The sequence below is a fragment of the Streptomyces sp. 7R007 genome (assembly GCF_054850255.1).
In genome coordinates this window covers 18,332-41,935 of record NZ_JBTWMV010000025.1, presented here as the reverse complement: position 1 = coordinate 41,935, position 23,604 = coordinate 18,332, and the positions used below count along the sequence as shown (strand labels likewise).

Sequence of the window (23,604 nt, the reverse complement as noted above, 5' to 3'; positions counted from 1 at the left end):
CGGAAGCGCGCCGCCGCCCCGGCCTTCGGACGTCCTGCCTACTTTCTCTTGAGGGTGAAGTTCTTGATGACGGTGGACTTCTTCTTGATCGTCACCGTCGCGACGGTCGGCTGGAAGCCGTCCTTGGCGGCTATGACGGTGAGCGGGTTGTTGCGGACGTCGAGCCACAGGGCGTACCCGCCGGCGGCGTCCGTCGTCAGCGTGTAGCTCGTGGCCCAGGTGTCGATCTGAACGGTGGCCCCCGCGATCGGCGCGGTGCCGCCGCTGGTGACGCCCAGCACCGTCCCGGTGATCTTGCCCCAGGTGCTGGGCGGGGCGACGTGCATCTCGACGGGGAGCCTGGGCACGGAGTAGGGGGTGTCGGTGCTGAAGGTCAGCTGGGCGGTGAAGTCTCCCGGCTGGGACACCTCGGCCGCGGAGGCATCCAGCGTGATGGTCACCTTCGAGCTCTTACCGGGCTGAAGAGTCAACTGCTGCGTGCTCTCGCTCAACCAGCTGACCTCGCTCGACTCGCCCTGGTCGTAACCCGGCAGCACCTCCACGGTCGTTGCGGGGGTCGCCTGCGCGACGCCGCCACCGACCTTGAAGAAGCCCAGCCCGCCTCCACCGCGGTAGGTGGCGGTGTCGGCGTTGGGGAGGGCGGTCCAGGTGTCGGTCTTGGGGTCGAAGGAGAAGCCCTGGTTGGTGATGCTGTTCCCGGTCACGCCGCCCGCGGTGACCAGCAGACCGTTGGCGGAGGTGTACGCGGCGCCCCAGAGGGTGATCGGCAGGTCGGCGACCTGTGACCAGGCGTTGGCGTCGGGGTCGTAGACGTAGGAGTGCTTGACCTCGCTGCTGCCGTTGAACCCGCCGGCGCAGTAGAGCTTGCCACCGATGCCGGCGCAGGAACTCCAGGAGATCTGCTCCGGGTAGGCGGCCAGTGTCGACCAGCTGTCGGCGGCCGCGTCGTAGACGGTCACGTCGGTGGAGCCGCAGGAGTCCGCCCCGCAGCCGCCGACCACGTAGAGCTTGCCGTCGAGCACGGCGCTGCCGGAGCCCGCGTAGGGCTTGGGCGAGGCGGCGCCGGTGGTCCAGGTGTCACTTCCCGGGTCGTAGATCTCCAGCTTGGAGTCGGGGGCGCCACTGGGTCCCCAGCCGCCGACGGCGTAGAACTTGCCGCCGATGAAGCCGTGGGCGGGATCCTCCCGGGTGTCCCCCGCGGTGGCCAGCTTGGTCCAGGTGCCGGCGACCGGATCGAGGACGTACATGTCCTTGGTGTCGGCGCTGCCGTTGAAGCCGAAGGCGGAGTAGACCTTTCCGTCGTTGGTGGCGACAGCGTTGTCCATCAGCTTCACCGGCAGGTCGGCGGCCGCCTGCCAGGCGTCACCGGCGGCTCCCGGGACCACCTTGGCGGTGGTGCCCGCGGCGGCCTTGCTGGACAGCGGGGAGTACGTGCCCTTGACCAGCTTCAGCGGGGCGCCGCCCGCGGCCGCCATGGTGAACCCGCCGGACTGTTCCCCGAGTTTGACGGTGGCCGGTGCCGTGCCGGTGTTCTTGACGGTCAGGGTCTTGGTGGTCTGCTCGCCCCATCCGACCGACGCGGTGATGGAGGTCTTGTCCAGCGTCACCTGCCCGGCGCCGAGTGCGAAGTCCGCGCCGACCGCGCTGTCGGCCCGCACCTTCACCGTCTTGTCGAGCCCGGTGTAGTGCGGCTTCGCCGCGGTGAAGCCGTGGCTGCCGAGGGAGGAGAACAGGGCGTAGACGCCGTCGCCCAGGGCGGGGTCGTCGGGGGTGGCGAAAGTGACGGCGCTCTGCTTGCTGTCGTCCTTGTTCGTGACGGTGGCGCCGACCAGGCCTGTGGAGGTGTTGGCGTCCGTCACGGTGCCGGTGAGCAGGCCGCCGGGGAGGGACGTGACGTGGCGATCACCGATGAAAACGTTGTCAACTTTCCACCACCAGCCGAAGGAGCCGGTGAAGTGGAAGCGGAGTTGCACCGCTGCCTTGCCGGCGTAGTCGGTCAGCGGGAGTTCGACCTTCTGTGCGCCGAAGGTGGTGCCGGTGGCGGACCACAGTGTGGTCCAGGTGGCGCCGCCGTCGGTGGTCGCGTCGACGTCCGCGCTCTGGCCCCCGATGGCCCAGTAGTCGTTGGCGAAGGCGACCTCGGGTGCGGTGTCGTCGGTGAAGTCGTATACGGGGCTGAGCAGTTGCGAGTCCTGGTGCACCCCGCCGCCGTAGTGGTCGCTGTCGACGATGGCGAACCCGCCGTCGCCGCCGGTGGTGTTGGAGCGCGAGCCCGGGTCGTCGAAGGCCCAGCCACCGGTCGTCCCGTCGGCGTTGACCACGCTCCAGCCCTTGGGGGCGGAGTCGGTCGAGTCGAACGGCTCGGTGGTGCCTTCGTCCCGTACCGAGTAGCCGGAGGGCGCGGTGGCCGCCCAGGGGTCGACCGGAACCGCGACGTTCAGGCTCTGGTCGGAGTCCGCGACGGTGATCTTCTTGGTGGGTGATGTGTAGCCGGGATAGGCGCTGACCACGTGCAGGGTGTACTCGTGGCCCTGAGGCAGCTTCAGGTCGAAGGCGCCGGTGAGCGGGTCGGTCCACACCGGGCCGCCGGGGACGCCGTCCGCGGTGATCTTGGCGTAGAGCGGCCAGCCGTGGCCGGAGCCGTCGGTGACCTTGCCGGAGACCGTCCGGCTCGGGACCGGGGTCAGGGCGAAGTTCTTGGTGAGGGCGTCGCCGTCGCCGAGGGACACGTCCGAGGCGGTGCGGGTGGCGTAGCCGTACGCTTCGACGGTGATGTCGTAGCTGCCGACCGGCAGGACGAGCGAGTAGGTCCCGTCGGCGGCGGTGTGTGCGATGCCGCCCCCCTGGGTGGTGACGGTGGCTCCGGCGACCGGCTTGCCGGTGCTGTCGTCGGTGACGGTGCCGGAGAGCTTCCCGTGCGGGCCGCTGCGGAACGCGGCCAGCCCGTCGGGTGTCCCCAGACCGGTGGGACCGTCGTAGCCGGCACCCGCGGTGCATAGATACGCGGGGGTGCACGTGCCGTTGTCGCCGACGGTCACGTCATTGAGGCCGGTCCCGGAGGCGTACGGGTAGGAGTTGGGGTACGTGCCCGCGACGGGGGTCCCGGCGGCCGCGTACACACCGGCGATGATCGGTGAGGAGGCGCTGGTGCCGCCGTAGACCTGCCAACCACCGCCGCCGTAGGTCTGGTAGACCGCGACGCCGGTGGCCGGGTCGGCCACGGCCGAGACGTCGGCCACGGTGCGCTTGTCGCATCCGGTGTCCGTCTGGAAGGCCGGCTTGGGCTCGTAGAGGGAGCAGCCGGATCCCGGGCCCAGGCCATCTCGGTTCCAGACCGACTCGGACCAGCCGCGTGCGGTGCCGGAGTCCCGGACCAGTGAGGTGCCGCCGACGGAGGTCACGTAGGGGGAGACGGCGGGGTAGGCCACCCCGTAGTCGCTGTCGCCCGAGGAGGCGACCACGGCGACACCGGGGTGGTTGTAATGGGCGTCGTACGTCGTCTCTTCCGGGAGTTCGCCACTGCCCGGGGTGCTGCTGTAGTTGGTGCCGTAGGAGTTGGAGACGTACTTGGCGCCGAGTGCGACGGCCTGGTCGACGGCCGCCCCGAGGTCTTCGAAGCTCGGCTGATCCGCCTCGACGAGCAGGATGTGCGCGTTCGGCGCGGCCGCGGAGACCATGTCCAGATCGAGTGAGATCTCGCCGGCCCAGCCGGCGTCGGGCGCGGGGTAGTCGGTGCCGCCGCGCTGGTCGACCTTGGTGAAGCAGCCGTTTGCCGCGGTGCAGGCGGGCAGCCCGTACTGCTCGCGGTAGACGGCCAGGTCGGCCTCGGCGCTGGGATCGTCATAGGCGTCGACGATGGCGATCGTCTGGCCCGCGCCGCCGTCGGCGGGAAGGCTGTAGGCGCTCTGCAGGTCGGCGGCGCCGTAGCCGCTGGGGGTGACGGAGGCGGACAGCAGGCCCTTGACGGCTTTGGTGTCGGTGCGACGCAGCGCGAAGCATGCGGCCTCGCCCTTCTTGGGGGTGGCGCAGGAGGGTTCGAGGGCGACTTTCTTCTTGGCCGACGAGGCAGATGAGGCCGATGAAGCGGGCGGCGCCACCGCGTGGGCCGGTATCTGTATGCCCAGGACCGTCATTGCGGCGGCGCTGAACAGGGTCAGGCAGGCGGCGGCTCTTCGACGTAAAACCGAACCGGTTCTCGGTGAGGTGCGCAAAAGGTTACTCCTCGGTTCGCCTTGCTTGGGTCGACTCGTACGTGGTTCCCGGTCGACAGCGAATGCGGGCGGTTCGCATTCGCCGCAATCAATTGGCGTACCTTGAAGCGCAATTAACAATAGACCCTGTGTTACATGTACATGTCATGAGCCTGTTTCGCACAAAAGGGGGCCTGGGCGGGGGTCGGAAATAAGTCCCCACGCCAAGGGGGCCCACCGCTCAAGAAACGCGTAGGGCCGTATTCCGCACGGTAATTGATTTTCAGTCGGTTGCAGGCAGTCGGGTATCGGGTGACCTCTGATCATCCTGACGTCGGCGGCCCGGCGCGACAAGATCCGCCGCCTGCGGGCCCGCGCAGTTGCGCACTTGCGTAGCATCGGCATGAACCTCGTTCCGATCTTCCGAGGAGTCGCTGATGGACGTGTCCTCAGACGCGTTGTGGGCAGGCACCGGTCTGGGCTCCCTCGCCCGGCAGGCACTGGAGTACCTGGTCAACCATCCGGGCGCGGACGAGGACGCGGTCGCGGCAGGGACCGGCGTCTCAGCCGCGGCGGCCCGGACCGCCTTACGATCCCTGGAGGCCGAACTCCTGGCCGTACGCGTCGGAGGACAGCCCACACGCTGGAGCGCGGGCCCGCCCCGCTCCTCGCTGGGAGCCCTTCTGGCCCGTAAACGACAGGAGTTGGCCAGGGCGGAGCTGTACGCGGAACAACTCGACGAGGTCTATCGCACGGCCCCCGGACGGCAGATCGCCTCGGATCTCTTCGAGGTCGTCGAGAGCGATGAACAAGTCGGCGCCCGCTACGCCCACCTTCTGAGAAGCAGTCAGCAGGAGGTGCTGCATTTCGCGAGACCGCCCTATGTGACCCGGCCGATTGCCCCCACCGACGCGTCCACCGCCGCGGGCGCCACGGTCCGTCCCGGTGTCCGGCTCCGGTCCGTGTACGACAGCGACGGAATCGCCGACGACGGATGCCTTGAAACGGCTCTCCGGGGCGCCCCTACGGAAGGGGAGCTGCGGCTCCTGCCCGGACTCCCCATGAAGCTGGTCATCTTTGACCGCGTCGCGGCGATCATGCCGCTGCGCAAAGACGATCCCGCCGCAGGCTCACTCGTGGTGCACTCCTCGACGCTGCTCGAAGTACTGACCGCCCTCTTCGAGAGCGTATGGGAGCGTGCGGTGCCCATCTGGTTGGAAAGCCGCCCCGCTTCGCACGCCGCGAGCCCCGAAAGACAAGAGACTGCTCTGCACAGTCGGACGCGGGACATCCTTCGCCTGATGTCCGCCGGCATGAAGGACGACGCCATCGCACGCGCCTTGCGACTCAGCCGCCGGACCGTGCAGACCCATATCAGCGATCTGGGCAGACAACTGGGTGCACGGACCCGGTTCCAGATAGCCCTACTGGCCCAGGAACGCGGCTTGTTCGGGGATACGGAGGGGTGAGTGTCGCGGTGACACCGGCACAGCTGCCGGTCGGCGTCCAGCGGTAGGGGAGCACTCAGACGCCAGCCGCTGTCGGAAACGGTGACTCGGTGCTCGGCACACTCCTCGGCCGGCGGGCCACTTGTGTCGCCGCTCTCTGCCTGCCTGCAGCTCTCGCGCCGGGCTTCGCGGACATCGTCCTCAACAACATGCCGAACGGCAGGCTGATCCACGTAGGGTGCGAACCGGCCCTGGTCACCGCCCTGATGGCCGCCACCACCGCCCACGCCACCGCTGAGATCGGCGTCGACGTGGCCGAGCGCACGGTCACCTGCGAGGCCGCACAGGCCGGGGCGGCGCCGTTCCGGCTCGACGACGCCCGCGGCAGGCTCGTCTCCTGGGCACTCGGCTGGAGTTGCCCTTGCGCGCCGCCGACTGGATCACAGCCTACGAGCGTGCTCACGCCCCTTGGTTGGACGTTTCGGCCCGAGGCACCGGCGGTCCCGGTGCCAGCCTCCGTGACCGAACACAGCCGACGTTTCCACCTGGTTTCCCATCAACGGACACAGATGTCGTAGCTCGATCTGCCGCGTCGGCGAAGCCGATCGTTCACAGCGCAGCGGCGGGCAGCGGAAACCAGCGCAGAGCCTCGATGTCCGGCGGCAGAGTGGTGGGACCGTCGCTGACCGTTTCGGGGCGTGCGAAGAGGATACGCCGGGCCCGTTCCCGGTGAGCGGCCAAGACCTCCTCCCCCGCGTGTCCAGGCCGAGGCAATGGTGTGTCGGCGGTGACAGCCTGCCGCAGGTCGGCCGTCATCTCTGGTGGGGCGGCACGGTGTCGCCAGGATCCGCTCCTGGGGTCGAAGCGGTAGTCGGGTAATGCTCGGTGACCCGCTGTAGCGATGATCTCTACGGCCTCGACGATATGGTCACGCACCACGTCCGACATGAAGTACGGGAAACTGACCCGCGTCCAGCCCGGCTTGACCCCTTCGTAGCCTTCATCGGCAATCGCGTCGCGGTAGGCGTGGGAGCGGTCGAGCCCGATGCCAAGGAGCCGGTGCCCGTACGGTCCCGCACAAGAACAGCCGCCACGCGCCTGAACGCCGAAGAGGTCATCGAGCAGCGCAGCCACGAAATTGTGATGCAGATAGCCGTCACCGTGCCGGACCAGGAAGGACACCACGGGGAGCCTGGGGACATCGGTGTTGCCCAGCAGCTCAATGCCGGGGTGGCGGGTCCATCGATCCCTCACCACCTGCCACGCGCGCTGTTCGTGCGCCCGGATGGCGTCGGAGCCAACCGACTCCTTGAGCGCGACGACCAGTCCGGCTCGGATCGATTCGACGATCGCGGGGGTACCTCCTTCCTCACGTGCCACCGGATCAGGGGTGTACCGGTGTCCGTCGGGTCCCACGTAGGTCACGGTCCCGCCGCCCGGTACGACCGGCACCGTGTTGCCCAAGAGATCACGGTGCACGATGAGGACACCGGGCGTCTGGGGGCCGCCGACGAATTTGTGCGGCGATAGGAAGACGGCGTCTTTGTGATCTGCCCGCCCGGGCGCCGTCTCACCGACTCGGATGGGCAGGTAGGGGCCGGCAGTGGCGAAGTCCCACACAGACAAGGCGCCGTAGCTGTGGAGCAGGGCGGCGACGGCATCGGTGTCGGTCAGGATGCCGGTGACGTTCGACGCCGCGGACATACTGCCGATTCTCAGCGGACGGTGCGCGTACTCCTCCAGCCTGGCTTTCAAGTCGTCGAGGTCGATGTGTCCGCTCCCATCCTCACGGATCACCACGACATCGGCGAGCGACTCGCGCCACGGCAGCTCGTTCGAATGGTGTTCATAGGGGCCGATGAAGACCACGGGCCGTTCCTGCTCTGGCAGTTGGTTGCCGTGGTCGCGTGCCGACGCGAAGGCTGGCCGCAGTCCGAGGACACCGATGAATCTGTCGATCGCCGCGGTGCTGCCTGAGCCACAGAAGATGACGTGATGCGTGGAGCCGGCACCGACGGCGGCTTCGATCACTTTCCGAGCTTCCTCGCGGAGGTGCCCGGTATGCCGACCGTTGCCGGAGCTCTCGGTGTGCGTGTTGGCGTAGCGCGGAAGGACTTTGCCCCGGATGAAGTTCTCGATGAAGTCCAAGGAACGACCCGACGCGGTCCAGTCCGCGTACGTGATCCGTCGGGGACCGTAGGGTCCGTCCACGAGGTCACCCTCACCGATGAGGCCGTTGCGTATGCGCTCCAGGGCAGCAAGGACGGATGGTGTCGGCTCGTCGACCGGAGTGACGGGCATCCTGTGTAATGCATCCACCACTGAATATTAAGCCATGCTCGTTACCCCCGGTTGGATGGACTCGTTGAGCCACTCTCTGTGGGTGTCATGTCTTGGGTGCCGATGACGGCGAGCAGTTTCAGTTGGGCCCCGCCATCCCTGCCGGGTGGGGTGCTGCATTCCGTAATCGAGAACGCGTCCTCGCCGACCCGGACCCTCCCGAGTCAAAGTCGCTGCTGCTTCACACCCATTGAGCTGCTTCACACACCCTTTGAGGTGAGCAGTTGCCGCAGGAGCGGCGACGACTTCCGCGTACGGTCTGCCCTCCAACCCGTTTGTGCCGCGGCCGACTCCAGAATCAAGAAGGGTGGAGGCATAGGGATTCAGTGCCTTGAACCGGCCCTCATTCTCTGCCGGCGCGATGTCTTGCCGCCCGAGGTCTTGAACTGGGCCTCGGCCGTCTGCTCCGGCAGCCCGTGACAGCCCTCCATGCCGCTCGGGCTGCGAAGCAGGATTTCGCTGTCGTCCGCGCTGCGCACCTCTGTGCCGCGCAGCGGTATGCCTTGATGGAGTTGACACAGGCCGGCGCCGTCGATTCTGTGAGATCGCAGCCCTCAGGGATGCAAGGAAAAGAGGCTCAACGCCGCCTCCTACGGCCACACGGCCGCAGGGCGGACGCAGAGTACGACCACCTCCTAACCCGCGCTGCGACGGCGTAGGTCCGCTTCGGACCTCGTCAGGACGTCAGCGGCTTGCCGCTGGTGGGTGCATGGCGTATCTGGCTGTCGCCACTTCTGGACGTCCGGTCACTGGTGGTGTCTTCGTGCCGTATTCCGGAACCAGTTCTTGCCGGTAAGGTCCCCGGCCGCGTCAGTCGTGGACCGAAGGATGCCGTACGGCGAAGCTGGCCAGCAGGCGGAGCGAGTCCGCGGTCCTGCTACCGCGCTCGGCTTTATAGACCAGAAGTTGCTGCCCGTCAGAGCCTCGGATGTCGAACGCCTGGTAGGTCAGTTCCAGGAGACCGACAGCGGGGTGCTCGAAGCGCTTGGCCTCGTAGGTCTTGCCCTGGACGTCGTAGGTATCCCACAGGCGCCTGAAGTGTGTGCTCGACGCGGACAGGCGCGCGAGGAGTTCCTGCAGGCGCGGGTCGTGCGGGGATCGACCCTGCGTGAGGCGGAGATTCGCGACCGTGGCTTGGGCCGCCCGGTGCCAGTCGACGTAGAACGTACTGCCGGCCGGGTCCACGAAGGTCATCAGCGCGATGTTGCTCGGGTCTGCGAAACCGGAATGCATCGCCTGTGCGAGATGGTTGTGCGCCAGGATGTCGAGGGTGTCACTGAGGACCAGCGCCGGAGTGGTCGTCCATTCCTCGACGAGCTCAAGGACGTCCGGTCGTACGACCACCTGCCGGCGGCCGTGGTGACTTGGTGCCACGCCGGCGAGCCGGTGGAGATGCTCATGCGCGTCCGCTCCGAGGTCCAGGGCCCGGCTCAGTGCGTCGAGGACCTGGAGTGACGGGTGTCGCTCCCGGCCCTGCTCCAGCCGCGTGTAGTAGTTGGCGCTTACTCCGGCGAGCACCGCCACCTCCTCACGGCGGAGACCCGGCACCCGGCGAAGACCCGCGCTGGGCAGCCCGGCGCGCGCCGGATCAACGCGCGCCCTCGCCGCGCGCAGGAACAAGCCGAGGCCGGAGGCCGGACGCGCGCTGTCACTCATACGGGCAGCCTACGGCGCCACAAGCGTCTGGTGGATGGGTGTGGCACTCCCTCCCACAGCGCGATCTGCCGGCTTTCCCTGCAACCTCGCAGGATGGGATCCGTCGGCGCCGACACGTTAGACGACCACAGTTCCCACACCAGAGCGAGGAAGCCGTGTCGCAGGAGTTCACTACGCTGCGCATCACCGAGAGCAGCGGCACTGCCCGAGTGACGTTCGACAACCCGCCCATCAATCTGTTCGACCCAGGCATGATCGCCGACTTCCGCCGGCTGCTCGACCGGCTCGCCGCCAGTCGTGACATCCGCGTCGTCGTTTTCGCCAGTGCCAACCCGGACTTCTTCATCGGCCATGCCGATCTCCATCTGTTCCTCGATCCGCAGGAGGAGATCCCGCCGAAGCCAACGAGGCTCGGCTCGCTGCAGACGCTGTTCGAGGACCTGCGCAACCTCCCGCAGGCGACTATCGGGGTGCTCGAAGGCCGCGCCTCCGGAGCGGGCACGGAGTTCCTCACCTCCTGCGACATGGCGTTCGCAGCTCGCGGCCGCGCCGTGCTGAGCCAGTTCGAGGTGGCCGTGGGAGTGCTACCGGGAGCGACTGGATCCCAACGCCTGCCACGGTTGCTGGGGCGTTCCCGTGCCCTGGAGATGATTCTCGGTTGCGAGGAGTTCGACGCCGACCTCGCCGAGAAGTACAGCCTGGTCAACCGCGCTTTGCCTGCCGAGGAGCTGTGGGACTTCGTCGACCGGCTGGCCCGGCGCATCGCGACCTTCCCGGGACCGGCGATCACGCTCAACAAGGTCGCCGTTGACGCCTCGGAGCTACCGATCCAGCTGGGACTGCTGGAGGAGACCCACGTGCTGCACCAGACCCTCGTCAGTGGTGAAGCACAGCGCCGGATGCGCCGCCTGCTCGAACTCGGCGCGCAGGACGAAGTGTTCGAGCGCGAGCACTTCACCGACGCACTGGAGCAGCTCGATGCCTGACGCATCGGCCTGACCACGTCAGCCTTCGGATCGGAGCACCATGAACGACACCCACACCACGAGCCGCAGCCCCCGGGACGTACTCATGCAGCTTGTGGACGACATCAGCGCGGACAGGTGGGACCGGCTGCACGAGCTGTACTGCGAGGACGCCGTCGTCCGGCATCCCTTCGCCCGAGACGAGTCGATCCGGCTCGAAGGCCGGGACGCGCTGCGCCGCCACTTCGCCCATTTCGCGCAGAGCGGCGTCCGCCTCCGCGCCCGCGACGTCGTCTTCCACGACACGACGGACCCCGAGGTCCTCGTCGCCGAGTTCGTCTACGACGGCACGGGTCCCAGCCCGGACGAGCGCTTCGAGATGGCCGCCTGCTTCATCTGGCGCATCCGAGACGGCCAGATCGTCGACGCCCACGACTATCTCGACCGGCCTCGTCCGGTCACGGTGGGTCCCGCACCCAAAAGCTGACAGCCACTCCACCCACGCCACCGAGAGGAACCACTCCATGTCTTCCCACAACACCATCGACGCGAACGAGACCACAGCCACCCGGCGCAAACGCGGCGAGGACATCGTTCAGACCCTGAGCGGCGGCCGGCGCCCCTCCTCCTTGGACGCGCTCGACCGCGACTTCCCGTTCCTGGCCAACGCCGTCAACGCCTACGCTGTCGGCGAGCTCTTCGCCCGGGACATCCTCGACGTGCGCACCAGGCAGCTCGCGCTCGTCGCAGCCTTCGCAGCCCTCGGCCTCAGCGACTTCGTCAAGATCCATGGAGGGTACGCCCTCAACGCAGGCGCGACCGAGGACGAACTCAAGGAGATCGTCTACCTCACCACGATCCCTGCCGGCTTCCCGCGCGCCATCCAGGCATCGCAGGCGGTAGCCGAGCTCCTGGCCGGTCGTCGCGCAGGCTGATCGCCCACCAGAAGCCCGCTCCGCCGAGCCGACCAGACCCCTGGGTAGTGCACCCATACCCGGCTTGATGGCGTTGAGGGTTGACGTCGAATGCAGCAGGGGCTTTGGCACGCGCTAACGCCGAGACGCCCCTCTCATCGCGTGGCGTCGTCCAGCACCATGGGCGGCTTCAAGTGATTTCCGGAGTTCTGTCACCTCTTGGTGGGGTGTGCGGCAGGCGTCGGCGAGTTATTGGCTCAGCCGACCGACTAGGGTGCTGGAGGCCGCCTCGACGTCGGAGGCGGCGGACTGTGCCCGGGATGCGGCCCTGTGGGCTCGGCGTAGTGCCTCTGCCTGAGCCCGGAGCGCGGGGTGCCGGTAGATGAAGTCGGTGAAGACTCCGACTGCGGCGGCCAGCCTGGTCACGGTGAGGTGCTTGTTGTCCTTACAGGCCTTTCGAAGCGCCTTCTGGTGGTTCTGTGAGTGCAGGAACTTCAGCGGTGTGAGTCTGTTGGGCGTGTCTTCCGAGTCAAGGAATGGCGGGCATCCCGAGAGCGTGTGCCGGTGGAAACACTTGTGGGAGCAGGGCGGTGCTCAGGCACTGTGGCGGCGTCCGTGTCGCACCGCCGCCACCATGTCGTCGTCCAGGACGGCTGCGGTGTGTATGACGGCGGTGAGGGGCGTTCCTGCGGGACCGTCGCAAGCCAGCGCCGCCAGGGCGTCGCGGTCGGCGTGGCCGGGGCGAAGTGCGTGCCAGGGCAGCGGTACCTCCGGCGACGAGCGTAGTACCGGGGGCGCCCAGTGCGGGCCCCGGGCGAGCGCCCTGGGTCGCCCATGTCAGACGGCGCATGAACACGCCCGCCGCGCGCACGGCTGTCCGGTCCTCGGTCCGGTGGGCTGGCTCCGCCGAGCCGTCCGCGGGCAAGGCCCGTAAGGACGGCGGCCAGCCGGGGCATGTGTGTTCGGATCGCCGTGTCGGGCGGCAGGCCGGTTGCATGCGTTGGTTGACGGCATGGGTTAACGCCGATAACTTATCGTCCCTAACTCAGACGGGAGCAGGCCGTGCCCACACTTGAAGCCAAGGACGTCTACGCGCTCGCGCCGTACGCCAAGACCCTCGGAGTCGTGTTCGACGAGATGGCGGCAGCCGGCGTCAGCGCCAGACTGGCCCACGACTTCTCGCTCTCCACAGTGGGCGGTGGCCTCCATGGAGGGGCTCTGATGGGACTCGCCGATGTGAGCGCTGCCGTGTGCGCCGCTCTCAACGGTCCGGTGGGCGCCGCACCGGCCACCGTGGAATCGACCACGCACTTCCTTCGGCCGGCATACACAGACGTCGTCGCGACAGCTCGCCCCCTGCGCGTGGGTCGCAACACCGTCATCGAAGTCGACGTGCGCGACGCCGAAGGCGAACTGTGCGCCCGGGTGACCCAGGTGGTCACCGCCGTCAAGCCGAAGACATCCTGATGGCACTCTCGTCCGAAGACTCCTTTCTATGACTGCCTCCCGCGTCCGTGCTGCCAAGGGTCAGGGCAGCCTCCTCCGCGACCAGCTTCTCGACATCGCTGGTCAACTACTCGAAGACGGCGGTCCCGACGCCCTTACGATTCGCGCTGTGGCGACGAGCGCGGGAGTCACCCCGCCGGCCGTCTACCTCCACTTTGCTTCGAAGAAGGAACTCGTCCACGCCACATGCCTGCGGGTGTGGAGTTCACTGTTCATCGAGTTGGAAGCGGTGTCCCGAGGGGTCCCGGATCCGGTGACGGCCCTCTACGAAACCTGCGCCGCCTACATCGCATTCGGGCTTCGCTATCCCTCTCAGTATCGACTGGTGATGGATGGCGAGGCCACCGAAGCCAGTCGCCAGAACGAAGACGCATGTTTCCGCTATTTCCGGGACAAGGTCGCAGCCTGTGCGGATGCCGGAGTGCCGGTGGAGAGTGCCACCGAAACTGCCAGACTGCTGTGTGCCGGTGTGCACGGCGCGGTTTGTCTCCTGATCCACCAGGAACATGACGCATGGCCCGCGGACACCAATCGCTATGCCACCCGCGCGGCATCCTCAGCCGTGCTTGGCGCTCTTCACACTGCATCTCACGCATCCCGGCCGTCAATGTCCGCCGTGACGCGGTCGGGCTGAGCCAGGTTCGAGGAACTACTCTAGCAAGGAGCCACATGCCCACTTCTGCATCAGCAGCGGAGTGCCAAACACGGATGCTTGCAGCCGCGCGCCTGCGTGGGCAACATGACATATCGGCGCGTTTCTCACACGTCTCCGAAAATGTAACGCACGGAAATCCCTTGCCGCTGGAGGACCGTGCGGCTGCGGCAAGAAAGTAAATTTCGCAATACCCAGCGTGGTCAGACAGGTGGTGTCGACCTTCGCATGAATTACTTCGAAGGCTTCCTGCACGTCAGCCACCTGCTGCTGAACTTTCGCCCCGTGTCGCCGGATCTGAAACGCTGTGACACAGTTCCGTTTCCCTCCTGCGCCACTGGACGTACTGACGGATCTCCGTCAGAGGCATGCCGGAAGAGCGCAATCCGACGCTACCTTGAGCCAGGTCACGTCCTCACCGGTGAGCGATTTCTCGGCACTCGTCACGCTCATCACCTTACGAGCTTGCCTTCAAGTGCACTTGAACTCCTAGCGTGGATGCCATCAATGAAAGGAGCGCCATGTCAACCACATGGTTCATCACCGGCACTTCCTCTGGCTTCGGGCGCCTGCTCACCGAGCAGCTACTGGCCCGCGGTGACCGGGTCGCCGCGACCGCGCGCCGGCCCGAGACGCTGGATGACCTGCGTGCTGAGTACGGCGAGCGCCTCTGGTCGGCCCGGCTCGACGTCACCGATTCCGAGCAGATCCGCCGGGTCGTGGCTGACGCCTTCAAAGAGCTCGGTGCGATCGACGTGATCGTCAATAACGCCGGCTACGGCGTCTTCGCCTCGGTGGAAGAGGCCACCGACGCGCAAATCCAGCGTGTGATCGATACCAACCTCCTTGGGTCGATCCACGTCATCCGCGCGGCCCTGCCGCATCTGCGCACCCAGGGGCACGGACGCATCGTGCAGGTATCTACTGCCGGCGGTCAGACCACCTACCCGAACTTCAGCTACTACCACGCTTCAAAGTGGGGAATCGAAGGGTTCTGCGAGACGGTGGCTCGCGAGATCGCCCCGTTCGGCATCGGCCTGACCATCGTCGAACCCGGTGCGACACCGACCGGATTCGGCAGTGCCCTCGACACCGCACCGGTGATGCCGGAGTACGAGGGCACTCCGGCAGGTGAGGTGCGGCGCGCCATCGCGTCAGGTGCCTTTCCCTTGCCGAACGATCCTCACAAGATCGCGCAGGCCATGATCGATCTCGTTGACTCGGGAGCCACGCCGCTGCGCCTTCCCCTCGGGTCCGACACGTACGAAGACGTACGGGCATCGCTCGTCGCCCGACTCACCGAGCACGACGCACATCGCGATGTTGCACTCTCGGTGGTGAACCGGGACTCTGGGTGATCGGCTCTTGCTTCACCCCTCACCAGCGCGGAAGCCGCCTGATCGTATGCAGACGGCTCTGCGCGGGGAGGGAACGACGTGAGTGAGACCGTCGCGTCTTGGGAGGCGGCGGTCTTGCCATGAAGTGGGCTGATGCTTCGCAAGCCCTAGATCGGCTCATGTGCCGTCTGTTGCGATCGGGCCCTGGCCGTCGGCACCGTCAACCGGACCCGGAGGCCGCCGGAGGCATTTGCCTTGGCGGTCACGTGCACCGATTCCTGAGGATGTTGCGGCCGCATAGTTGGCCAGGAGGTTTACGACGACTCGACGCACCAGGGCCTCGTTGCTGGTCATCTCGTGCCCCATCCCGAGCGATCTGACAGGTCTCGGTGATATCGATCCCCGGTTATGTACGCACTGGGGCCAGTTCGGACGTGAGGTGTCGCGCCGTGGCGGTCACCGACGTCTTCCTCCCGGAACGCCCGAACGATCACGAGGCCCACGCCAGCCGGCGTATCCGGGCGGACGCCGACGGAGTACCGCCCGCGTCCTGGAAGCAGCCGAGACAGTGGTCGCCGCGGAACCCACTGCGTCCTTGCAACGGATCGCGGGCTCTGCGGGACTTGTCCGTGCAACCGTTCATCGCCGGTTCGCGCTCCGCGCCGCACTGCTGGAAGCCCTTGCCGACCTGCTCAGCTACTACTATCCGGCCGGATTGAGGCCAAAGGGGCGGGCATGCGGCAAGAGTGCTCGCCAGAGGAGCTGTTGGCGAACTGGACGCTGGTAAACGGCGACTGGGGCATGGGGCCTGGTGGCGAACAAGAGAGCCGCGGCAGGACACGCCGGAGCGGCAGATGCCGGGTCCGCCGGTGAGGTGCCGACGGATGCCGGTGGCCAGCGCCACCTCGCCGGCGGCCCAGGCATGGAAGGGGCTCTGTGGGAGCAGGGCGTTTTCACGGCCTGCAACGCGAGCGAGCCGGGCTTCGCCTCCGTGCCGTTGTCGCGGGGCAGTTGGTGGATCGCACTCGACGGCGGGGCGGCGACGTCGCGACGGATGTCGCTACTGGCCGGGACGTCAAGGAAGGCGTCGGCGGGCAGCGTCTTGTCCGAGCACTCCAGGATGGCGAGGATCGCCGGCAGGGCGCTCTTGTCACCGACGAGAAGCCGCCATTCGGCACCCGCCGTGGGCTGGTAGCTGTACCCCTCGTCGAGCCACGCGACCCCGATCGCCGGGTTGCGCAGCCAGCGTCCAGGCCGTGCCGGGCGCGTTCGGCCCGTGCTGCTCGTGCAGACAGATCTGCATGTCGATCGCGGAGTCCTGCGACCGAAAAGGGCGGATCGAGCAGGTCCTCACGAGGGAACGCTGCCGGCCGCATTGCGAGGTGCACTGGAGCATCCACCGTTCACGGGTCGGCTGGACCACATCGCCCACGGCTACGGGCACTTCCCCAACGAGACAACCGCGGGAAGAGCACTCTCAACGAGCTGGACGAGTTCGACCTGCTCTTCCACGGCCGCCTCCCGGCCGGACGAGAGTAGGCCGATCAGCCCGCTGAAGACGCTCAGGGGAAGCGCAAGGTGAGAGCGAGTCCACCCTCGGGGCCGGGTTGCGCAGTCAGCGTGGCGTGGTGCGCCTCGGCGATGGAGGCGGCGATGGACAGCCCCAGACCGTGGCCGGTGGTGGCGGTGCGGTCCACGTCGAGGCGTCGGAAAGGCTCGAACAGATCGGGGATCCGTTCGGCGGGCACGTAGGGGCCTGTATTCGTCACCGTAATGGTCGAGGCATCGAGTCGTACGCGGATACTGCCGCCGGGGTCGTTGTACTGGATGGCGTTGCGGATCAGGTTTGTGAGCAGGTGACGCAGCAGGACGGGATCCCCCTGAACCGTTGGCCGGGTGTCCGCACCGAGATCGATGTTTATGCCGTTACGGACTGCCTGCGGGGCGAGTTCGGCGGTCACGAGCTGGACAGTTTCTGCAAGATCCACGCTCACGGTCTCGTCCGGTCCGCGGTCGCTCCGGGCGAGCAGCAAGAGCCCGTTGATGAGTTGCTCGGCTTCGCGGTTGATGGTGAGCAGGTCCTCGCGAACCTCGACGAGGTTCTCGGGGAGGGGATCGGCGAGACCGACCTGGAGAGTGGCGCGCTGGGCGGCGAGGGGCGTTTTGAGTTCGTGGGAGGCGTTGGCGATGAATCGGCGTTGGCTCTCGAAGGCCTTCTCCAGCCGGTCCAGCATAGTGTCGAAGGTATCGGCCAGGCTGTGCAGCTCATCGTCGGGGCCGGTGAGCGCCAGGCGGTGGTGCAGATTCTGTTCGCTGATACGCCGGGCGGCCTCGGTCATGGAGGTGACGGGACGCAGTGCCCACCCCGCGAGCCACCAGCTCAGCAATCCGGCCAGCAGTGCCATGATGAGGAGGCCGACGGCGGACCAGAGCATCATCTGGCTCAGCGCGGTGTCTTGCACAGCCTGTACGGTCTGGTCGATCTTATTGATCATGACTCTGTCGCTCGGCGTCAGAGAGGAACGATAGGGCCCAGCGGGGTGCATGGGTTTGAAGAGCGTCGCATGACCGCTCGGCGTATTGCCGTATGTGATCGACAACCCCTGGACCTGCTGATCCGTTCCGTAGCGCGCGAGCAACACCACGAAGGCGAGCAGGGCGATGCCGGCAAGCAGGAAGAGCCCGGAGAAGGCAGCGGCCAGGCGACCGCGGAACGGCAGCCTCCTCAGCAGGGCCAGCGGGTTCAGTCGCACAGCCGGTATCCCTCTCCCGTGTCGGCGGCGATCAGGCCCGCGTCGCCGAGTTTGCCGCGCAACCGGCTGACGGTGGCACGGACCGCGCTGGTGCGCGGGTCGAGATTCTCGTCCCAGACGGTGCGCACCAGCTCGTCATGCGTCACCGGCGTGCCACGGGCCACGACTAGCAGGTGTAGGACCGCGAACTCCTTCGGGGTCAGCTCCAGCGGACGGCCGTCCACGGACGCTTCGCGCCGCGTCTTGTCCAGGGCGATGCTCGCGAAACGCAGCACGGCGGACGCCGGCTTTGGCGAGCGACGGCTCAGGGCGCGTATGCGGGCGACGAGCTCGGCGAAGTCGAAGGGCTTGGTGAGGTAGTCGTCCGCGCCGAGCGTAGTGAGCCCATAGACCTTGTCGGTGAGTTCATCCGCAGCGGTCAGCATGAGGATCCGCGGCGGGTCCTGGAGTTCCCGCAGCCGCCTGCACACCTCGTCACCGGTCATGACTGGCAGATCGCGGTCGAGGATCAGCACGTCGTAGGCCGTGAGGAGACACATCCGCTCTGCCGCGTCACCGGTGGCGGCGATGTCGACAGCCATTGCCTGACGGCGCAGACCGGTGGCGATGGTGCGGGCGAGAACACGGTGGTCCTCTGCTACCAGAACTCTCATGTCCTCATGAAACCAAGATCGCGATTGCAGCCGGATAAGCACATGTCGAGCGGTGTGCTCTGTGCTGTATCGGACTGGCTCGTGAAGACAGCCGGGCCGCAACCTGGACGCCCCTGATCAGGGCCGGCCTCACCCTTATGCCGCCGTAACACGCTTACCTTGTTGCAAGCGGCAAGCTGCTTTTGTCTCCCGCATGAACTTCGTCAAGCGCGCCGGGATGAGCCTTGGTGCCAGAAAGTCCAAGACCGCCGTCTTGCTGGCGATCTTCGTCGTCATCTGCACTCTGCTTCTCGGCGGCTTCTTGCTGCAGGCCGCCAGCGCCCGCCAGGAAGCCGACGCGCAACGCACCATTGGCGTCGACGTCACGGTCAGGAAGAAAGGCCTGACCCCGGCCCTGGCCGACCGGCTCGGCGCTTCGGACCTGGTGCACCGCTACAACCCGGACCTTCCCGTGCGGGCCGGTGCACAGGGATTCATGCCGCTGACATCGAATGTACCGAGGCCGGGCGGCACCGGCGCGGGGAAGCGTATACGCGGAGAAGAAAAGGATCCTCTAGTCGTAAACGGCGTCCGCGACTTGGACATGCTGCTGCCCTTCTCGTACGGCTCTACGAAGATCACGGCGGGTCGCGGCATCGTACCCACCGATGCGGGCCACGACGTCGTGGTCATCGAACAGCGCCTGGCGGAGAAGAACCACATCAAGGTGGGTGACACCGCCCGGGTGCGGTCCGAAGACGGCAAACGCACGCTACCGCTCACGGTCATCGGCGTCTTTCAGGATGCGACACCGGATCCAACCAGGTGGATGCAGCAACACGAACTGCCCGGCAACACGCTGTACGTACCGGTGGGCACCGCGCAGCAGCTCGGTACCCGGACCGTGACGGTCAGCGAGGCCGTGTTCAAGATTGGTTCACCGGACCGGGCCGAGCAGTTGCACGCCGAGGTAGAGCGGCTCCTGGGTAGGGGCAGCTTCGACTTCCGCGTCAATGACAGGGCCTACAGGGATCAGGTTCGCCCGATCCAACGGGTCGGCACGTTCGCGGGGCTGATCGTCTGGGTGATCGCCGTGGCTGGGGCGCTGATCCTTAGCCTCATCGTCGTGCTGCAGATCCGCGAGCGGCGCGCCGAGCTCGGAGTGCTGCTTTCGATGGGCGAGAAGAAGTGGAAGCTCGTCGGCCAGCACGCTGTGGAGGTGGGGGCCGTGGCTCTGCCCGCCGTTGCCCTTGCCGCCTTGGCCAGCTCCCTCGCCGGACAACACGCGAGCGACGCACTCCTCGGCCATCACGCCGGCAAGCCGGTCGCGGCGGCCGGGGCACGGGGCGCCGAGATCGCCCCGCCCGTGGTACGGGTCGAGGCGGCCGTCGTCGGCAAGGTTGCCGGTATCGGGCTCGGCATATCCCTGGTCTCCACCGTTGTCCCGGGCATCGGGATCCTCCGCCTGCACCCCCGCTCCATCCTCGCCGACGGCGAATAGCCGGCCCACTCACCGCAGTTGCACTCACCAACAGGGACTGAGAGAGCGAATACCCATGAACTTCGTCAAACGCGCGGGGCTGAGTCTGTGGGCCCGAAAGGGCCGCACCCTGATCACCTTCGCCACCTTCCTCGTCATCTCCGTGATGGTGCTGGCGGGAATCCTGATCCAGGAGGCGACGGCCCATGCTGAGCAGGAGGCCAAACGCTCCGTGGGCGCCGAAGTCAACTTGGAGATGGACATACACCAACAGGGCAGTGGCGGTGGCGCACTGGCCCCGAGTATCGACGCCACGACCGTCGACAAGCTCGGTGCGCTGCCCCAGGTGCAGAAGTACACCTACTCGATGTGGGACCGTGCCATCCTCAAAGGCAGGTACAAGCTGGTCGACGGCGGGCCGAAGACCCAGTCCATGGGTCCCGGCGGGACCTCGGTCACAGGCGTACTTGACTCCTCGCTGCTCCCCGACTTCCGCAGCGGCAAGTTCACCCTTCTGTCCGGCAGACACCTCACAGCCGCTGACAAGTACAAGAAGCAACTCCTGATCGAGGAGCGGCTGGCCAGGAAGAACGATCTCAAGGTCGGCGACGAGATCACCCTGACCGCCAACGACGAGAAGACGACGGCCGATTACACCGTGGCCGGCATCTACCGTGACCCGCGCCCCAGCACCGAACCCGATCCCGAAAACTTCCTGAGTCCGGCCAACCTGATGTACGGCACAGTGGGAGGTATCTCCGCACTCGAGTCCGAAGGAAAGAGGACACTGAAGGTCGGCAAGGCAACCTTCCTCCTCCAGAACGCCGACGAACAAGGCGCGTTCAAGGACAAGGCGAAGAAGATCGCGGGCTCGGCGCTCGACGGCTTCACGCTGGACGTCAATGACAAGGCCATCCAGCAGATGACGGGCCCTCTTAAGAGCATCCGCTCCACCGCCACCGTCGCCATGTGGCTGATGGGCATCGCAGGCGCGGCCGTCCTCATCCTTCTTGTCAACCTCGCGGTCAAGCAGCGGCGCAAAGAATACGGCGTCCTGCTGGCCATGGGCGAGAAGAAGAGCAAGCTCATCACCCAGCAGGCCATGGAAATCGTCGTAGTCGCAGCCATCGCCATCGGCATGAGCTCGTTCTTCGCCCAAAACCTGACGCAGAGCGCCGGCCAGACACTGCTCGGCAAGGAGGCCTCTGCCGCTGAGAAGAAGCTCAACTCCTGGCGCCCACCGGCCCCTGGCAGCACGGGTCTCGACCAAGGCATCGACCCGAACGACAAGCCCGTAGAAAACGCCGACCCCATCGACAAGATCACGGTCGCGCTCGCCCCGGCGGACCTCGCCACGGTCGGCGGCGTGGGCCTCGGCATCGCACTGCTCGCCACCGCCATCCCCGCCAGCGCCGTGCTGCGCCTCAGCCCCCGCACCATCCTTACGGAAGGCAAGTGACCCACCATGACCAGCCCCACCGCTCCCCCGCCCGTCCTGCGCCTCACTGACGTCAGCCACACCTACTCAGGCCAGCGCCGCACGACCACTGTGCTCAAGGGCATCTCCTACACCTTCGAACGCAGCACCTTCTACACCATCCTTGGCCCCTCAGGCAGTGGTAAGACCACGCTACTCAGCCTCGCGAGCGGTCTGGACACCCCCACCCAGGGCATCATCAGCTTCGACGGACGGAACCTCACCGAACTCGGCCTCGGCCGCTACCGCAACAAGCACGCCGCCACGATCTTCCAGCAGTACAACCTCCTCACCTACATGACTGCGCTCCAGAACGTCACGTGCGCCATGGAGATAACGGGCACCAAACCCACCACCGGCAGCCGCAAAACACACGCCCTGCACCTGCTGGAAAAGATCGGCCTCGACAAGTCGATGGCCACCCGCAACGTGATGCACCTCTCCGGCGGCCAGCAGCAACGTGTCGCCATCGCTCGCGCCCTCGCCTGCGACGTCGACATCCTCTTCGCCGACGAACCCACCGGCAACCTCGACGAGGACACCGCTCAAGACATCATCAACATCTTCCGTGAACTCGCCCACGAGCAGGGAAAATGCGTGGTTGTCGTCACCCACTCTCAGCTACTGGCCACTCAGTCTGACCGCATCCTCCATCTACGCAAGGGCAAGCTCACGGAAGAGGTGAACGCCCGATGAAGACGGGTGCACTGCCGGTGGCAGCACCTCCGCTGCTCCCCCGCGCTTCCTGGTAGTGCTTGGTCAGGTTCCTTCGCCGGTGGCGTGTCCGGGCGGGTAAGTCTGATGGCGGATCCGACGATCACGGCAGAGACGTCAAGTGACTGATACTGCCGTGGAGTTGGAGAACGTGGAGCCTGAGGAAAGTGCGCAGGTGTGACAGCCTGAGCCCGAGAGCTCACCGACCATCTCAGCTATGAGAAATCCGATGCGCCCGGCCGGGGCAGCGACAACTCCCGCAACAGGGGCCGGGCCCAAACCGTGCTGCCCGACGTCGGGCCGGTCGAGGTCAAGGTCCCGCGAGACACCTCGGGCCCGTTCGAGTCGCAGATCGTCCGAAGCGGCAGCGGCGGCTGACCGGAGGCGACGAGATGGTGCGGTCGCTGTCCCCGAAGGGCCTCACACCCGGCGAGATCTCCGCCCATCTCGCCGACGTCTACGAGGCCGAGGTGTCCAGGCAGACCACCTCCACCCTCACCGACCAGGTCATGGACGGCATGGCCGCCTGGCAGGGCCGCCCAATGGATCGCGTCTACCCGGTCCTGTTCGTCGGCGTCATCAACGTGAAGATCCGCGACCAGCAGACCGCCAACCGGCCGATCCACCTCGTCATGGCGGTGACCGTGGAGAGCGAGCGGGCCATCCTCGGCATCTGGGCCGGCGAAGGCGGCGAGGGAGCGAAGTACCGGCTGCAGGTGTTCACCGGGCTGAAGAACCGCAGCCTCCAGCAACGATCGCCATCTGCATCCCGCGCCGGGCCGCTGTCCCCTGGCAGAGCCCGCCGCCCAACGAGCAATAGAAAGGACCCGGACGAGCACCGCACTTGATCGGCCCCGCCCCTTTATGGATGACGTCATGTGGGTGGGGCTGCATCGGACTCTGGGGAAGATTCGCCAGGATTGCCGGCGGTTCGCCTGGACGGCCGGCGTTTGGCAGTCGTGACCCACTTGCCCGCGCCCATGGGGGCCCTGCCGGCGAGGGCGGGGAAGCCCTGCCGCGGTGGTCAGGTCGTGCGTAAGGCCGGGCAGGGCCGGTGAGAGCCACAGCGTGCGACCAGCCAGTTCCATGACGACCTGCGAGTTTCACACCGGTGCCGCTCGGCCTGCGCACCTTCAGCTCCGGAGAGCGAAAGGGCCCGCCGGACTCCGTCGGCGGACCCTCGCGAAAGATCGAGGTTGACGAACTACCGGTCGTCCCCCACCGTGAGAAGCCGATCCGGCACGCTCAGGAGAGCGAGGGGGACGTGGTGTTGGCCAGCGTGTATGTCGCGATCTCGCAGGCTCCCTTGGGCGACAGGACGGGGGAAGGAGATCTTCACGATGTTCAGATCAGGAATGCGGAAGATCTGAACCTGCGCAGCATCTACTTTGTACAGATCAGCGACTACCTTCTCGTTGAGGAAGGCTTCATCGGCGGCGATGGCGTACGCTGCGCTGTCTTTCATAAAGGCTTCCATGGTAACCCAGAACGGGCCAGCGTTCTTGGAGCGAATTTCCAGCGCAAAATCGCTGAGCACGGG

19 protein-coding genes and 3 pseudogenes are annotated in these 23,604 nt (G+C 66.7%); 12 read left to right on the top strand and 10 right to left on the bottom strand.

What is annotated here, in order from left to right; translation table 11 throughout:
* Positions 1–38: 38 nt before the first annotated feature.
* A complete protein-coding gene (locus tag ACYF6T_RS28495; protein ID WP_461699974.1) occupies positions 39–4,133 on the bottom strand; it encodes a carboxypeptidase regulatory-like domain-containing protein in 4,095 nt (1,364 codons plus the stop codon).
* A 494-nt stretch (positions 4,134–4,627) separates the two neighbouring features.
* Here ACYF6T_RS28495 and ACYF6T_RS28490 point away from each other — a divergent pair, with 494 nt between their 5' ends.
* Both ACYF6T_RS28490 and ACYF6T_RS28485 read left to right on the top strand, forming a co-directional pair.
* Entirely contained in the window at positions 4,628–5,659 is a 1,032-nt protein-coding gene (locus tag ACYF6T_RS28490) for a helix-turn-helix transcriptional regulator (protein WP_461699973.1), read from the top strand.
* Positions 5,660–5,748: 89 nt separating this feature from the next.
* Positions 5,749–6,216, top strand: a complete 468-nt coding sequence (locus tag ACYF6T_RS28485; RefSeq protein ID WP_461699972.1) for a hypothetical protein — start codon at positions 5,749–5,751, stop codon at positions 6,214–6,216.
* 31 nt (positions 6,217–6,247) lie between these two features.
* On the opposite strand, the gene ACYF6T_RS28480 is transcribed toward ACYF6T_RS28485, so the two are convergent.
* The 3 genes and pseudogenes from ACYF6T_RS28480 to ACYF6T_RS28470 form a co-directional block, all read right to left on the bottom strand.
* Complete coding sequence (locus ACYF6T_RS28480; protein ID WP_461699970.1) at positions 6,248–7,786, bottom strand: aminotransferase class V-fold PLP-dependent enzyme; 1,539 nt, start codon at positions 7,784–7,786, stop codon at positions 6,248–6,250.
* Between the two features lie 381 nt (positions 7,787–8,167).
* Positions 8,168–8,540 (bottom strand): annotated as a pseudogene (locus tag ACYF6T_RS28475) (long-chain fatty acid--CoA ligase); the annotation flags it as partial.
* A 248-nt stretch (positions 8,541–8,788) separates the two neighbouring features.
* The gene (locus ACYF6T_RS28470) at positions 8,789–9,634 is read right to left on the bottom strand and encodes a helix-turn-helix domain-containing protein (RefSeq protein ID WP_461699969.1); all 846 of its coding nucleotides are present in this window, start codon (positions 9,632–9,634) and stop codon (positions 8,789–8,791) included.
* Between the two features lie 155 nt (positions 9,635–9,789).
* Here ACYF6T_RS28470 and ACYF6T_RS28465 point away from each other — a divergent pair, with 155 nt between their 5' ends.
* The 6 genes from ACYF6T_RS28465 (at position 9,790) to ACYF6T_RS28440 (ending at position 15,029) form a co-directional block, all read left to right on the top strand.
* Positions 9,790–10,620: an enoyl-CoA hydratase/isomerase family protein gene (locus ACYF6T_RS28465; RefSeq protein ID WP_461699968.1), complete on the top strand. Its 831-nt coding sequence runs from the start codon at positions 9,790–9,792 to the stop codon at positions 10,618–10,620.
* Between the two features lie 40 nt (positions 10,621–10,660).
* On the top strand, positions 10,661–11,086 hold the full coding sequence (locus ACYF6T_RS28460; protein ID WP_461699966.1) for a nuclear transport factor 2 family protein: 426 nt from the start codon (positions 10,661–10,663) through the stop codon (positions 11,084–11,086).
* 37 nt (positions 11,087–11,123) lie between these two features.
* Positions 11,124–11,534, top strand: coding sequence for a carboxymuconolactone decarboxylase family protein (locus ACYF6T_RS28455; protein ID WP_461699965.1), 411 nt, complete (start codon positions 11,124–11,126; stop codon positions 11,532–11,534).
* Between the two features lie 1,041 nt (positions 11,535–12,575).
* Complete coding sequence (locus tag ACYF6T_RS28450; RefSeq protein WP_461699964.1) at positions 12,576–12,980, top strand: PaaI family thioesterase; 405 nt, start codon at positions 12,576–12,578, stop codon at positions 12,978–12,980.
* Positions 12,981–13,008: 28 nt separating this feature from the next.
* Complete coding sequence (locus tag ACYF6T_RS28445; RefSeq protein WP_461699963.1) at positions 13,009–13,653, top strand: TetR/AcrR family transcriptional regulator; 645 nt, start codon at positions 13,009–13,011, stop codon at positions 13,651–13,653.
* A gap of 539 nt (positions 13,654–14,192) precedes the next feature.
* Positions 14,193–15,029: an SDR family oxidoreductase gene (locus ACYF6T_RS28440; protein WP_461699962.1), complete on the top strand. Its 837-nt coding sequence runs from the start codon at positions 14,193–14,195 to the stop codon at positions 15,027–15,029.
* Between the two features lie 681 nt (positions 15,030–15,710).
* On the opposite strand, the gene ACYF6T_RS28435 is transcribed toward ACYF6T_RS28440, so the two are convergent.
* The 4 genes from ACYF6T_RS28435 to ACYF6T_RS28420 all read right to left on the bottom strand — a co-directional run bounded on the left by ACYF6T_RS28435 (position 15,711) and on the right by ACYF6T_RS28420 (position 18,414).
* Positions 15,711–16,235, bottom strand: a complete 525-nt coding sequence (locus tag ACYF6T_RS28435) for an SIP domain-containing protein (protein WP_461700067.1) — start codon at positions 16,233–16,235, stop codon at positions 15,711–15,713.
* Positions 16,159–16,431: a siderophore-interacting protein gene (locus ACYF6T_RS28430; RefSeq protein WP_461700066.1), complete on the bottom strand. Its 273-nt coding sequence runs from the start codon at positions 16,429–16,431 to the stop codon at positions 16,159–16,161. The genes ACYF6T_RS28435 and ACYF6T_RS28430 overlap by 77 nt, the downstream gene beginning before the upstream one ends.
* Before the next feature lie 139 nt (positions 16,432–16,570).
* Positions 16,571–17,761, bottom strand: a complete 1,191-nt coding sequence (locus tag ACYF6T_RS28425; RefSeq protein WP_461699961.1) for a sensor histidine kinase — start codon at positions 17,759–17,761, stop codon at positions 16,571–16,573.
* Positions 17,752–18,414 carry a response regulator transcription factor gene (locus ACYF6T_RS28420; RefSeq protein ID WP_461700065.1) on the bottom strand — a complete coding sequence of 221 codons (663 nt, stop codon included), beginning with the start codon at positions 18,412–18,414 and terminating at the stop codon, positions 17,752–17,754. The genes ACYF6T_RS28425 and ACYF6T_RS28420 overlap by 10 nt, the downstream gene beginning before the upstream one ends.
* 193 nt (positions 18,415–18,607) lie before the next feature.
* On the opposite strand from ACYF6T_RS28420, the gene ACYF6T_RS28415 reads away from it, so the two are divergent.
* The 4 genes and pseudogenes from ACYF6T_RS28415 to ACYF6T_RS28400 form a co-directional block, all read left to right on the top strand.
* Entirely contained in the window at positions 18,608–19,894 is a 1,287-nt protein-coding gene (locus tag ACYF6T_RS28415) for an ABC transporter permease (protein WP_461699959.1), read from the top strand.
* A gap of 55 nt (positions 19,895–19,949) precedes the next feature.
* Positions 19,950–21,332 carry an ABC transporter permease gene (locus tag ACYF6T_RS28410; protein ID WP_461699957.1) on the top strand — a complete coding sequence of 461 codons (1,383 nt, stop codon included), beginning with the start codon at positions 19,950–19,952 and terminating at the stop codon, positions 21,330–21,332.
* Between the two features lie 6 nt (positions 21,333–21,338).
* Positions 21,339–22,046, top strand: coding sequence for an ABC transporter ATP-binding protein (locus ACYF6T_RS28405; RefSeq protein ID WP_461699956.1), 708 nt, complete (start codon positions 21,339–21,341; stop codon positions 22,044–22,046).
* A 213-nt stretch (positions 22,047–22,259) separates the two neighbouring features.
* Positions 22,260–22,810, top strand: a pseudogene (locus ACYF6T_RS28400) (transposase); the annotation flags it as partial.
* A gap of 194 nt (positions 22,811–23,004) precedes the next feature.
* Here ACYF6T_RS28400 and ACYF6T_RS28395 read toward each other — a convergent pair.
* Positions 23,005–23,167 (bottom strand): annotated as a pseudogene (locus ACYF6T_RS28395) (IS5/IS1182 family transposase); the annotation flags it as partial.
* Positions 23,168–23,268: 101 nt separating this feature from the next.
* Positions 23,269–23,601 carry a DUF4387 family protein gene (locus ACYF6T_RS28390; RefSeq protein WP_461699955.1) on the bottom strand — a complete coding sequence of 111 codons (333 nt, stop codon included), beginning with the start codon at positions 23,599–23,601 and terminating at the stop codon, positions 23,269–23,271.
* Positions 23,602–23,604: the final 3 nt, after the last annotated feature.